This is a genomic window from Saccharopolyspora sp. NPDC003752 (assembly GCF_053605825.1).
The window spans coordinates 61796-74870 of the sequence record NZ_JBSGJZ010000033.1; the positions used below are offsets into that span (position 1 = coordinate 61796).

11 protein-coding genes and 1 pseudogene are annotated in these 13075 nt (G+C 68.0%); 7 read left to right on the plus strand and 5 right to left on the minus strand.

Annotation, left to right across the window (positions count from 1 at the left end; translation table 11 throughout):
* Nucleotides 1-1434 (plus strand): sensor histidine kinase, encoded by a 1434-nt coding sequence (locus ACWEV3_RS32495; RefSeq protein WP_452617545.1) that lies wholly within the window; start codon nt 1-3, stop codon nt 1432-1434.
* Nucleotides 1435-1677: 243 nt separating this feature from the next.
* Here the strand turns inward: ACWEV3_RS32495 and ACWEV3_RS32500 are convergent.
* Nucleotides 1678-2904: pseudogene (locus ACWEV3_RS32500) on the minus strand (IS256 family transposase).
* A 186-nt stretch (nt 2905-3090) separates the two neighbouring features.
* Between ACWEV3_RS32500 and ACWEV3_RS32505 the strand changes: the two are divergent.
* On the plus strand, nt 3091-3627 hold the full coding sequence (locus ACWEV3_RS32505) for an NUDIX domain-containing protein (protein WP_452617546.1): 537 nt from the start codon (nt 3091-3093) through the stop codon (nt 3625-3627).
* On the opposite strand, the gene ACWEV3_RS32510 is transcribed toward ACWEV3_RS32505, so the two are convergent.
* The 3 genes from ACWEV3_RS32510 to ACWEV3_RS32520 are packed head-to-tail and all read right to left on the minus strand — an operon-like array spanning nt 3589 to nt 6439.
* Nucleotides 3589-5343, minus strand: coding sequence for an ISL3 family transposase (locus tag ACWEV3_RS32510; RefSeq protein ID WP_452617567.1), 1755 nt, complete (start codon nt 5341-5343; stop codon nt 3589-3591). The genes ACWEV3_RS32505 and ACWEV3_RS32510 overlap by 39 nt on opposite strands.
* 43 nt (nt 5344-5386) lie before the next feature.
* Complete coding sequence (locus ACWEV3_RS32515; RefSeq protein WP_452617547.1) at nt 5387-5716, minus strand: sulfatase-like hydrolase/transferase; 330 nt, start codon at nt 5714-5716, stop codon at nt 5387-5389.
* Nucleotides 5717-5755: 39 nt separating this feature from the next.
* Nucleotides 5756-6439, minus strand: a complete 684-nt coding sequence (locus ACWEV3_RS32520; protein WP_452617548.1) for a TetR/AcrR family transcriptional regulator — start codon at nt 6437-6439, stop codon at nt 5756-5758.
* A gap of 112 nt (nt 6440-6551) precedes the next feature.
* Here ACWEV3_RS32520 and ACWEV3_RS32525 point away from each other — a divergent pair, with 112 nt between their 5' ends.
* The 5 genes from ACWEV3_RS32525 (at nt 6552) to ACWEV3_RS32545 (ending at nt 12581) form a co-directional block, all read left to right on the plus strand.
* Nucleotides 6552-7877 (plus strand): alkyl sulfatase dimerization domain-containing protein, encoded by a 1326-nt coding sequence (locus ACWEV3_RS32525; RefSeq protein ID WP_452617549.1) that lies wholly within the window; start codon nt 6552-6554, stop codon nt 7875-7877.
* A gap of 139 nt (nt 7878-8016) precedes the next feature.
* Nucleotides 8017-8154: a hypothetical protein gene (locus ACWEV3_RS32530; protein ID WP_452617550.1), complete on the plus strand. Its 138-nt coding sequence runs from the start codon at nt 8017-8019 to the stop codon at nt 8152-8154.
* 40 nt (nt 8155-8194) lie between these two features.
* A complete protein-coding gene (locus ACWEV3_RS32535) occupies nt 8195-9382 on the plus strand; it encodes an NADH:flavin oxidoreductase (RefSeq protein ID WP_452617551.1) in 1188 nt (395 codons plus the stop codon).
* 33 nt (nt 9383-9415) lie between these two features.
* On the plus strand, nt 9416-10189 hold the full coding sequence (locus tag ACWEV3_RS32540; protein ID WP_452617552.1) for an SDR family NAD(P)-dependent oxidoreductase: 774 nt from the start codon (nt 9416-9418) through the stop codon (nt 10187-10189).
* Between the two features lie 193 nt (nt 10190-10382).
* Nucleotides 10383-12581: a sulfatase-like hydrolase/transferase gene (locus ACWEV3_RS32545; RefSeq protein WP_452617553.1), complete on the plus strand. Its 2199-nt coding sequence runs from the start codon at nt 10383-10385 to the stop codon at nt 12579-12581.
* Between the two features lie 58 nt (nt 12582-12639).
* Here ACWEV3_RS32545 and ACWEV3_RS32550 read toward each other — a convergent pair whose 3' ends face one another.
* Nucleotides 12640-13053, minus strand: coding sequence for a hypothetical protein (locus ACWEV3_RS32550; protein WP_452617554.1), 414 nt, complete (start codon nt 13051-13053; stop codon nt 12640-12642).
* Nucleotides 13054-13075: the final 22 nt, after the last annotated feature.

Consider the following 13075-nt stretch of genomic DNA (forward strand, 5'->3'; position numbering starts at 1 on the left):
ATGGCCCGCGCTTGGCGCGGCTCACTGCGGGGCCGTCTCCTGGCGGGGTCCATCCTGCTGGCGGCCCTGGGCATGGTCACGGTCAACGTGGCCTCACTGGTCGGGCTGCGCCTCTACCTCACCGACGTCGCCGACACCAACCTCACCCAGGCCCGCGATGCGGTCCAGCGCTACGCCGAGAGCCGGTCTTCCCCGATCCCGGAGACCACCCTGAACACTCTGGTTCCGGCAGGCGCATACGTTGCGCTGCTCGACGAACACGGCCGCGTAGTCGCCGAGACAGCGGGACAAGGCCCCAACGGGCAGCCGACCCCACGTCCCGACCTGCCGGCGCAGGTCCTCAGCGGATTCGCTGAGCGCCCCATGACCGTGTCGGCCCGAGGAGCGCTCATACCGAGGTACCGAACCCTTGGGTTCTCAGTCGGAGCGAACACCGTAGTCCAGCCGGCGACCGGCACGGCACCGAAGCCCGTCAGCACCATGGTGATCGCCAGCAACCTCGCGGCTTCCGACGACGTCGTGTACTGGCTCATCGGCGCCGAAGCCGTGGCCACCCTCACCGCACTCGCAGGAATCGCGGTCCTGGGGCGCGGCGTGCTGCGGGTAGGCATGCGGCCGTTGCAGGACGTGGCCACAACGGCGACCGCGATCGCCGCCGGAGACCTCCACCAGCGCATCGAGGTCGGTCAACCGCATTCCGAGATCGGGGAGGTCGGCAGTGCGCTGAACCAGGCGTTCGACGCGCGACAACGTTCCGAGGAACGACTCCGCCAGTTCGTCGCCGACGCCTCGCACGAGTTGCGCACCCCGCTGACCACCATCAGAGGCTGGGCGCAACTTCATCTGCACGGACTTGCTCAGGAACCTGAACTGGTCGAGCGGGCGATGCTGCGCATCGAAGAGGAAGCCGCCCGCATGCACACGACCGTGGAGGAATTGCTGCTGCTGGCCCAGCTCGACCAGGGACGGCCAGTCGCCGACGCCCCGGTCGACCTCGGCAGGCTCGCCGCGGAGGCAGCCGCGGACGCCCGCGCTCTCGACCCCGGGAGGCCGATCACCATCGACGTCCAGGACAAGGTGTTCGCCAGCGGTGACGAGGATCGGCTGCTCCAGGTGCTGCGCAACCTGCTCAGCAACGCGCAGCGGCACACACCCGCCGGAACACCGGTTGCCGTAGCGGTCCGCCCGCTGCCCGACGACCAGGTCGAACTGACAGTCGCCGACCACGGTCCCGGCATGAACCCGGAAACCGCACGCAGAATCTTCGAACGCTTCTACCGCGGCGACGACTCCCGCAGCCCCAGCACCGGCGGTGCCGGGCTGGGTTTGGCGATCGTCAAGTCCATCACCGAAGCTCACGGCGGCACTGTGACGGTGACCACCGCAGAAGGCAAGGGCAGCACCTTCACCGTCACCCTGCCCGCCACCCACTGACCAACCAGCATCCACAGCACAGGGCGAAGTCCCAATGCGGGCATCTACTCGCACACGCGGAAATGCTCCTCGATGCACGGATCAGCGCGGAACGGCGGACAGGAGCGTTGCGGCGTCGAACACCGGACTGTAAGTTCTGCGGCCCTGTCGCTGGTTGCGTGATCAACTTTCCTGGTCTGATCGCTGGTCCTGGTAGGCGTTTGTGGGGCCAGTTTTGGGTGTAACTGGGTTTGATGATCTGGGTTAGTTGCGTGCGGCGGACAGGCGTCCGTCGAAGGCGAGGTCGAAGGCGTTGAGGGCGGCTTTCCAGCGCATGGTCCAGCGTCCTCGGCCCCTGCCTGTGGGGTCCAGGCCCATCAGGGCGAGGTCGAAGGCATTTGAGGGCGGCCTGTTCGGTGGGGAAATGCCCTCGGGCGTTGATGCTCTCGATGGCGTTGGTGGTGCAGATGATCTTGCGGATCTCGACGTCGAACTGCAAGAACGGCACGAACTCGGCCCACGCGGCGGTCCACAACCGCACGATCGCGGGATACTTCTTCTCCCATTTCTCGCAGAACTCGGCGAAGCGGTCCAGTGTGGCCTGCTCGCTGGGGGCGGTGTAGACGGGTTTGAGGTCCTTGGCCAGCGCCGGCCAGTCCTTGCGTGAGGCGTACCGGAAGCTGTTGCGCAGCAAATGTACGACACAGGTCTGCACGATCGCTTTCTCCCACACCGTGGTCACCGCCTCGGGCAGGCCTTTCAGGCCGTCGCAGACGACCATCAGCTCGTCGGAGGTGCCGCGGTTCTTGATCTCGGTGAGCGTCCGCAGCCAGTACTTGGCGCCTTCGCCGTCGCCGTGCTCGCCGGCCCAGAGTCCGAGGATGTCGCGTTCCCCGCTCGCGGTGACACCCAGCGCGAGGTAGACGGGCCGGTTCGCGACCTGTCCTCCCGGATCTTGACGTGGATCGCGTCGACGAACATGACCGCGTACACCCGCTCCAGTGGTCGGTTCTGCCACTGCGCCATCCCGTCGAGCACCCGGTCGGTGATCACCGAGATCGTCTCCTTGGACACCTCCGCCCCGTACACCTCGGCCAGATGCGCCGAGATCTCTCCGGTGGTCAGGCCCTTCGAGGTCAGCGACACCACGATCCCGTCCACCCCGGACAGCCTGCGTTGCCGTTTACGCACGATCTTCGGCTCGAACGAGGCATCCCGGTCCCGGGGCACGGTGATCTCGACTGGACCGGCCTCGGTCAGGACCGTCTTCGACCGCGTCCCGTTCCGTGAGTTCCCGCCGTCACGATCGGCCAGATCGTGCTTGCCATAACCCAGATGGGCGTGCATCTCGCCCTCCAGCGACGACTCCAGCACGATCTTGGTCAGCTGCTGTATCAGCCCACCCTCGCCACCGATGGCCACCCCATCGGCCTGGGCACGCTTGACCAGCTCGGCCACCACCTGCCGGTCCACCACCGGCGAGACCTGCAGCGACGCGTCCTTCTCTGATCACCCATGGTGCACTATCCTCCACTGTGGACAGTTACACTCCAGAGCTTACAGTCCCCGTTTGTGATCAGGGCCGGTGTGTGATCGTGAGTGGTTGGACGTGTTGCTGCCGCATCTGGTCGGCGTGGTGGTGGAGCGGATCGTCAGGGGGCCTGGATAATTGCTGTCGTGACAGCCGCATCCGAGGTTCCCGAGGCAGCGTTCTCCCATATCAAGATCCGTGTCGGGGCTCTGGTCTTCTGCGGCGACCAGGTCGCTCTCATCCGGCGTGATCGGCCGGATAGCACCCACTACACGCCGCCTGGGGGGAACGTGGAGCCAGGGGAGGACTGCGTCAGGGCTTTGGATCGTGAGCTCGGGGAGGAACTAGCGTTGTCCCTGGCGCAGGCTGAAGGCCTTGAGCTGCTATGGGTCGTGGATCAGATGGTGAGCCGACCGGGCAGTACTCCGCCGCGCAAGCTTCATCTGATCTACCGTCTGCACATCACGCAGGAGGTTCGTGCGATGGTGGCCACGGCGGAGTACGACGAGGTTCCTGGCGGCTACGAGGTCGGTGTCGTGGAGTGGGTGGACTACCGCGCGGTGGCTGGGTTGCCCTTGTTCCCGCCGATCGGCGCTGCTCTTGCGGCGTTGCCTTCGCCTCATGCCGCGATCACGAATGCTTCCCTAGGGGCCGTCACTGATGACAACTACACCTGGGTCTGACAGCTTCAACCATTCCCACTGGGCTTCCCCCCGGGAGCGTGGACACCGGGTTTCATGCTGCGAGGCCTTGCACTGTAGTTGATGCGAGCCGGTGTTCGTAGTCGGTGGGGCTGAGGTGGCCCAGTGCTGAGTGCCGGCGTCGGTGGTTGCAGAAGGCGATCCAGCGGAAGAGGCCGTGTCATGCCAACGGCTCTGTCGATGGTTGCGTGACCAACAATGTGGTGGGTGTGTTACTGATCGAGCAGGATTCTCTTGCGTAGCAGGGCGAAACCGGCTTTGCCGTTTGAGCATTTTGATCTTGTTGTTGATGCCTTCGGTGGGGCCGTTGCTGTAGGGCAGGGTCAGGCCTGAGGTGGTGGCGTCCCAGTCCTTTTCCAGGCCGTTGAGGTAGGCGTCGAAGCCGGGCAGTGCGTCGCTGCGAGTGGTGGTGATCCAGGCGGCGAGGTCCTGGCCTCGGCGGCCGGTGAGGATAGCGGCGAATTCACGTACTCGGGTGGCCAGTGTGGTCATCCCGGGACAGCTGGCGATCAGGTCGTCGAGGTGGCGGCGGGTGGCCTCGAGCAAATTTTCGGGCCTGCTCATGATCCAGGAGACCAGACGACGCGGTGACGGTGTGTGGCGTGGCGGGTCGGCCCGGCCCTGGCTGATGTAGCGGACCAGCAGGTTCGCGCTGCCGGTGTAGCCCTGCTCACGGATTTCGGCCAGGATCCGCGTGACCGGGGTTTTCTCGGCCAGGCGGCGCTGAAATTGGTCGCGGTGGGCATCGACGAGGCAGGGTCCGTAGCGTGGTGGGCGTAGCAGGTCCTCGACCCGTTCGGCGCGGGCGTAACGTTTGACGGTGTTCAACGCCCAGCCCAGCCGCCGGGCGCATTCCAGCAGCCCGACGCCTTGGTCCCGGAGTTCGTGGACGGCGGCGAACCGTTGCCGTGTGCGTGCCGCCAGTGCCGAACCCGCCTTGCTCGGCAGGGCATTCCAGGATGCGGAGTAGGCCACGACGCTCTTTTCCGCCGCCGCGGCCAGGTTGTGCCAGAGATGCCACCGGTCACTGGCCTGCACCGCTTTCGGGGCACCTTGACGGATGGCCTCGGCGTAGGCCGCCGACCCGTCACGGCAGACCACCTCAATGCCGGGATGCTCACGCAGCCAGGCCGCAAGAGTGGCTGCTTTGCGGTCCGGGAGCACGTCAAGGCGGCGGTGCGTGACCGCGTCGATCAGCAACGTCGCGTACTTGCGGCCCCGCCGGATCGCGAAGTCATCGACACCGAGCACCGCGACCGTGCCGACCTCGGGTTCTGACAGCACGTGCACCAGCCGCAGCCGTGTGCTCCGGCAGACGCGAAGCCCCAGCCGGGCAGCCAGACGCGCCCCGGCCCTGCCCGCCATCGCCAACCCGACATCTTCCAGAACCTTGCGGTTGGGTGATGTCCTGCGGGCATGCCGGGCGGTCAGGCCGTCGACCTGCTCAGCGAACGTCCGAACGGGACAGTAGAGACCATCACAGAAGAACCGGCGCACCTGCAGACGCAACACCGCTGGCTGGCCGGTCACTGAGACGTCGGCCAGCCCGCGGTCGTAGCGGCTGTGAACCCGCCGCGACCGGCCGCCGCAGGACGGACAGACACCATCATCGGCCCTGACACGCGCCCAGACCATCACGCCCGGCCCGGACCGCTCGATCCGCTCCACCACCACGCCGACCAGATGCGGCAGCAACACGTCCAACCACTCGCGATCACACACCGGCCATGATCACAAACGCCTACAAGGGCCAGCGACAAGCCCAGAAAAGTTGATCGCGCAACCAGCGACAGAGCCCAAAACTGGACAGGCCCTCGAACACCGGCGAGTCCGGGGTGTACGCGCCGTCGAGCAGCATGCTTGGCGCCAGGTCCATGAGATGGACTAGGGCTTCCGTCGATGTGGCGGCACTCAGGTGGCCAGGCCGGCGGATGATGAGTGGTTCGTGCAGCCCTGAGTCGTTCGCCCAGCGCTTGCCTCGCGGCATGCCGACGCCGTGGTCGCTCCAGAACACGACGATCGTGTCATCGGTGAGACCGTCCTCCTCGTGCTGATCGAGAATTCCGCCCACCCCGTGGTCAATCCGACCTGGGGCGGCTCGTCCGGAGGGTCATCGCGCCCCGGATGGGGCGGATTCGGCGGCCAGGGTCTCCGGCGACGCTGGGGTGGACAGCAGTGCGGTGCAGGAGTCGACCAACTGGGCGATGAGCAATCGGTGCTCGGCGCCCTCGTCCGTGGTGGCGTCCTTCTGGAGTTGGCGTTCGCGGTTGGCCAGGGTGTGCACCAGCAGTCCGGCGAAGTGGTCCCAGCGGTCTTGGCGCAGCCGGGGCGGCAGATCGGCCAGGTGCTCCGTGATCCGGGCGTGCACGGTGGCCTGGCCGCTGCTCCACTCGTTCGCGGTGAGGTCGAAGGGTGCGATGTCCTCGACGTACATGGCGTTGGCGACGAAGCGCAGGAACCATCCCGGTCGGCGCTCGCCCTCCAGGTTCTCGGCCGTGGTGCGGATCATCACCTCCACAAGAGCACGCAGGTCGTGCCCGCGACCTTGGGCGTCCAGATCGGCGACGCGGGTCAGCAGTCGGTTGCCCGCCGGACGCATCCGGTACTCGTAGACGGCCTCGGCCAGCGCTCGTTTGGTGCCGAAGTGGTACGCGACCGCAGAGGTGTTGCGCTGCCCGGCCGCCGTGGCGATCTCGCGGAGCGAAACGGCGTGCACCCCCCGCTCGGCGAACAGTCGCTCGGCGACCTCGATGAGGCGGTTGCGGGTGTCGTTGGCGGTATGGGCGGTGTTCACGGCAGAAGTCTAAGGAAGTGCTGAGAAACAGATGTGCATGGTGTGGAGGGCTTGCCAACATTAACGCGGATGCGTTAAATCTGCGGCAACGCATCCGAGAGGGGAACCTGCCATGACGCAGAACCAAGCCGCCCGGCAGCTGGGTCTGAAGGAGTCCGTGCAGGAGGCCGGCACCGCCGCGTTCGGGGGGTATGGCATGGCTCAGGCCACCCACCTGTTCGCCCGGGAGGTTCCGGCTCCGCAGCGTGCCGAGGCCATCGAGGTCGCCCCGCGCACGTGGTTCCTCCGGCTGGGCATCGTCAACGCCGGGCTTTTCGCCACCGACGAGGGACTGGTGCTGGTGGACTGCGGCTGTGCGGGCGACGGTCCGGAGCTGCTGCGCGTCGTGCGCGAGTGCAGCGACCTGCCGCTGCACACCGTGGTGCTGACGCACGGCCATGTCGACCACGCCTTCGGCCTGTGGTCGCTGCTGGAGGCGGGGGAGCGGCCTCGGATCGTCGCGCACCAGAACATCACCGCCCACTACGAGCGCTACGCCAAAACCCACGGGCTGAACACCGCGATCAACTTCCAGGTGCCCGGGGAGAACGGCAAAGCCTGGCCGCAGGGCCGGGGGGATTTCCTGTGGCCGGACACCGTCTTCCGGGACACGCTCGAACTCGTCGTCGGCGACGAGCGGTTCGTGCTGCGGCACGCGAAGGGCGAGACCGATGACGCGGTGTGGCTGTGGGCCCCCGAGCGCGGCGTGATCGCTGCCGGCGACCTGGTCACCGGCTACCTGCCGAACTGCGGCAATCCGCGCAAGGTGCAGCGCTTCGCCGAGGAATGGGCGGACGCAGCAGAGGAGATGGCCGCCCGCAACGCGGAGATCGTGCTGCCTGGCCACGGCGAAGTGGTGCGCGGTGCCGAGGCGATCCGTGACGAGCTGACGACCATGGCCGCCTACCTGCGGCACATCGTCCGGCATGCGGTCGACGGGCTGAACGCCGGGAGGTTGCCCGAGGAGATCGTCAGCACGCTCCGGATACCGGACGAACTGGCCCGGCATCCGCGACTGCAACCTCTCTACGACCGCCCCGAGTTCATCTGCCGCAACGTACTTCGCCGCTACGGCGGCTGGTGGGACGGCCGCCCGGCGAACCTGCTGCCCGCCCCCGCCCCCGACCAGGCCCGGGAGGTGGCCCGCCTGGCCGGAAGCGCCGCCGCGCTCGCCGCCCGCGCACGAGAGCTGGTCGCCGAGGACCTGCGGCTGGCCTGCCACCTCGCAGAGTGGGCTTTCCTGGCTGACCCGCAGGACGAGGCCGCGCAGGAGACCTACCGGAAGGTATTCGCCGCCCGGGCGGACGTCGAGCCCTCGCTGATGGCCAAGGTGGCCTTCGGCGAGCCTGAGTCGACGGTGGCCGCGGTCCGCGCCGCGGCCTCCGCGGAGAAGGGCTGACGGAGTGTCCACGGGTGGCCGGAGCGAACTCGGCGGACAACCCGCGGACCGTCGGCAGGTCAGCGCGGCGCCGCCCGCTCCAGACCCATCTGGTGTTCCGGACGAGGAGCGCCCGCTGGCGGACGCGTCGGTGCGCCGCATGGGCACGGTGCTAACCGCCGGGTTCACCCCGGCCTACCCGGTCGCTGTCATCGTCGGTCTGCTCTGCCTGGCAGTCGTCCTGCGAATGCAACACGGCCGGGCGCCGGCGATGAGCGGTGCACCGGCTCCGCACTGACGACTCCGGCGATTTTCCTTTCCGATCCGAAGGAGGCCCCGTGTCCGCCACGCCGATCGACGACCGCGCCTTTCCCGACATCTTCTCCCCGGGCAAGATCGGTCCGCTGACGCTGCGAAACCGCACGATCAAGGCCGCAACGTTCGAGGGACGCAGCGACGGCGCGCTGGTCACCGACTCGCTCATCGAGTTCCACCGGCGTCACGCGGCCGGCGGGGTCGGCATGACGACCGTCGCTTACTGCGCGGTTGCCCCGGAGGGGCGCACCCAGTTCGACCAGATCTGGATGCGACCTGAGGCCGTCCCGGGGCTGCGTCGTCTCACCGATGCCGTGCACGCCGAGGGAGCCGCCGCGTCAGCGCAGATCGGGCACGCCGGGCCGGTCGCCAATGGCAAGTCGAACGGGATGCCCGCGCTTGGCCCGAGCCCGCGGCTCAACCCGCTGAGCATGCGGATGACCCGGGCAGCCACCCGGCAGGACATCGACCGGATCGTCGAGGCCCACGGCACGGCAGCCGAGCTCGCCGTGGAGTCCGGGTTCGACGCGGTCGAAGTCCACCTCGGACACAACTACTTCGCCAGTTCGTTCCTCAGCCCGAAGATCAACAGGCGCAAGGACGGCTTCGGCGGCTCGCTGGAGAACCGCGCCAAGGTCGCGCGCGCCGCCGTCCGGGCGGTCCGCGACGCGGTCGGCGACCGGATCGCGATCCTGGCCAAGCTCAACATGGACGACGGCGTCCCGGGAGGTTTCTGGCTGGACGAGGCGCTCCAGGTCGCCGCGTGGTTGGAGGCGGACGGCACGGTCGACGCGCTGGAGCTGACCGCGGGCAGCTCACTGCTCAACCCGATGTACCTGTTCAAGGGGGACGTCCCGGTCCGGGAGTTCGCGGCGGCCTTGCCACAGCCGCAGCGGTTCGGCGTCCGGATGGTCGGCCGAGCCCTGCTCAAGGAGTATCCCTATCGGGACGCCTACTTCATCGAGGACGCCCGCCAGTTCCGGGACGTCGTCAAATTACCGCTGGTGCTGCTGGGCGGCATCACCGACCGCCCGAGCATGGATCTGGCCATGTCCGAGGGTTTTCAGTTCGTCGCCATGGCCCGCGCGCTGCTGCGCGAGCCGGACCTGATCAACCGCCTCCAGCAGAAACCCTCGACCCGCTCGCTGTGCATCCACTGCAACAAGTGCATGCCGACGAACTTCGCCGGCACACGTTGCGTCCTGGCCTGATCTCGAACCCTGCACCTAGCCAAGGAGGTTTTCATGACCGTATTCGCTCCCGTCGAGGGCCGCTTCGCCGGCCGGGTCGCCGTGCTCACCGGTGCCGCCTCCGGCATCGGTCGGGCCACGGCGCTGCGCCTGGCCGCCGAGGGCGCCACTGTGCACGGTCTCGACATCAGCGCCGCGGGCCTGCAGGAGACCGCGGACCTCGCGGCCGGTCTGCCCGGAACCGTGTTCACCCGCGTCACGGATGTCACCGACCGCACCGACTGCTTCACCGCGGTCGCGGACGCAGTGGCGGGCTCGGGGCGGCTGGACGTGCTCGGCAACGTCGCGGGTATCGCCCGCTACGAGCACGCCACGCAGGTGAGCGAGGCGGACTACCGCACGATGATGGCGGTCAACCTCGACGGGCCGTTCTTCATGTGCCAGGCAGCCATTCCACACCTGGTGCGCAACGACGGGAACATCGTCAACCTGGCCTCCACCGGTGGGCTCATCGGGCAGGCGTACACCGCCGTCTACACCATGAGCAAGGGCGCTCTCGTGCAGCTCACCCGATCCCTGGCCGTCGAGTTCGTGAAGCAGAGCCTGCGGGTCAACGCCATTGCGCCGGGAGCGGTGGAGACCCCGCTGGTCACCGGCTTCACCATGCCGGAGGGGGTGGACCTGTCGCTGACCGTCAACACGCATACACCGCGCCCGATGGCCACCGCGGACGACGTCGCCGCCCTGTTCTGCTTCGTCGCCTCACCGGAGGCCCGCAACATCAACGGCGCCGTGCTCTCCACCGACAGCGGCGTTACCGCCGCCTGAACACCCGTGACCGACCGGCAATGGCCCCTGGTCGCCCGGTCGGCACCCACCACGGCCGGCGGTTCGCTCACCGGACGAAATCGAGCTCGCGGAAACTCCCCGGATCTGCTGGAGCCACGCCTGATCCGGTTCGGAACCGCCGGCCGCGTTCGCCCCGCCAGCCGGGCCCGGTCCCGCTGCGAAAGGAGTGTCCATGTCGGACGGTCATGTCGAATCCGCTATGCCGCGCGCAAAGGAGGGGGCGCCGAACGTCGTACTGGTATTGCTGGACGATGTGGGATTCGGTGCTTCCGCGCCGTTCGGCGGCCCGGTGGACACGCCTGCGGTGGCGGAACTGGCTGCTACGGGCCTGCGGTACAACCGATTCCACACCACCGCGATCTGCTCACCGACCCGGGCGTCGCTGCTGACCGGCCGGGATCCGCACGTGACCGGCGTCGGCACGGTGATGAACGCGGCGAACAAGTACCCCGGCTACCAGGGGATCATGCGTGACAGCACGGCCACCATCGCCACCTTGCTGCGGCGCAACGGCTACTCGACAGCGTGTTTCGGCAAGTGGCACCTGGCCCCGCCGTGGGAGACCTCGCAGATCGGCCCGTTCGACCGGTGGCCGACTGGCCGCGGGTTTGACACGTTCTACGGTTTCCTGGGTGGGGAGACGCACCAGTACGAGCCGACCCTCTACGAGGGGACCCGGCCGGTGAGCCGCCCGGACGGCGACGACTACCACCTGACCGAGGACCTGGTGGACCGGTCGATCGACTGGGTGCGGATGCAGCACTCGCTGGCCCCGGACCGGCCTTTCCTGCTGTACCTGGCGCCGGGCGCCACGCATGCACCACTGCACGTTCCCGAGCAGTGGTGCCGCAAGTATCGGGGGCGCTTCGCGCAGGGCTGGGACGAGATGCGGGAGGAGATCCTGGCGCGGCAGAAGGAACTCGGGGTGGTGCCGGTGGACACCGAACTGACCCCGCGGCCGCCGGAACTGCCGGCCTGGGATTCATTGAGCCGGGACCAGAAGCGCGTCGCAGAGCGGCTGATGGAGGTCTACGCGGGCTTCCTGGAGCACACCGACACGCAGATCGCCCGGCTGGTCGCCGAACTGAAGCGCAGCGGGCAGTTCGAGAACACCCTGTTCTGCTACGTCGTGGGCGACAACGGCAGCAGCGCCGAGGCCGGCCTGACCGGCAGCATCAACTACTTTGGCGCGTTGCAGGGGATGCCGGAGCCGGTCGAGGTGCAGCTGGAGAAGCTGGACGAGATCGGCGGGAAATCCTCCTACCCGCAGTACCCGGCGGGTTGGGCATGGGCGATGACCTCGCCGTTCCAATGGGTCAAGCAGGTCGCCTCGCACTTCGGTGGGACGCGGAACCCGATGGTGCTGTCCTGGCCGGCGCGGATCACCGGCGCTGGTGGGCTACGCAGCCAGTTCTCCCACGTCAACGACATCGTGCCGACGGTCCTGGAGGCTGCCGGCATCGAGGCGCCCGCTGTGGTGGACGGAGTGGAGCAGGCCCCGATGGACGGCACCAGCCTGGTGTACAGCTTCGACGATCCGGAGGCGCCGGAGCGGCACACCACGCAGTACTTCGAGGTGTTCGGGCACCGCTCGATCTACCACGAAGGCTGGATCGCGTCGGCGTTCCACCGCGCCGGAATGCCCTGGACGGTGGGGCAACCGCCGGTGGACGCCCCGTTCGACGCCGACGTGTGGGAGCTCTACGACACCACCCGCGATTTCAGCCAGGCCCGCGACCTAGCGGCCGAGGAGCCGGAGAAGCTGGCCTGGATGCGGGACCTGTTCGACAAAAAGGCCGCCCGGACCGGCATCCTGCCTTTGCGCGACGCACGGGCACACCGCACGCTGATGCCGAACCTGGCGGCCGGCCGGCGCGAGTTCACTTTCCACCGTGGTGCGGTGGGCATCCCGGAGAGCAACGCGCCGGAGCTAGCCGGGAACTCGTGGACAGTAAGCGCGCACATCGTCGTCGCAGCGGAGGGCAGTCGCGGCGTGCTGGCCACGATGGGCGGATACACGGGCGGGTGGGCGTTGTACCTGACCGAGGACGGCCGGCCCGAGTTCGTTTACCGGGCTTTCGAGGCAGGCCACGTCCATCTCGTCGGACGCGAACCGGTACCCGCCGGCGAACACGTACTGGCGGCCCACCTGGCCTACGACGGCGGCGGACGCGGCAACGGAGCCCGGATCACCCTGTCCCTGGATGGCATCGAACTGGGCAGCGGCCATACCCCGCGCACCCCGCCCGGTTTCTTCTCCATAGACGAGACCTTCGACATCGGGGAGACCACCGGATCGCCGGTGGGCGACTACCCGCACGTGTTCCCGTTTCACGGCGGGCTGGACCGGGTCGAATTCGTACTCCATTGAGGACAGGCCACTGCGGACGGACGGCAGAGGGGGGAGAGGAACGGACGTTGGACGCGTTTCACGGCAGGCGAGTGGCGTCGCCCTCTTCGCGCAGGAGGACCGGGCACTGGCCTGGGTCGAGGTCTTCGAAGCGGAGTGCCACGGCTGGCAGTTCGGCAACGCGACGAAGTTCGTCGCGCCGCTCGGCGGAAGCATCGTTGCCGAGTACTTCGACGTCGGTCAGTGGCGTTCGGTGCCGTGGGAGCGACGCCGCGAGGCCGAACGGCTGCTGGCTGCACTGAATGACCCGAACTGAGGTTGGGCCGCCGTGGTCGTCGGCGAGAGCGCCCGGTGTTGGTTCGGCAACGAGTTCTCGCTGATCGCGCCGAAGCTCGCGGCCCACGGCGTCGATCTGTAGGTGCCCGAGCTCGGCGGGAGGTTCGACGCCCGCGATCCGTCGCACAAGATGCTGATGAACGTGCTTGGCGGGCATGAGCGAGTCCGAACGCCAGCAC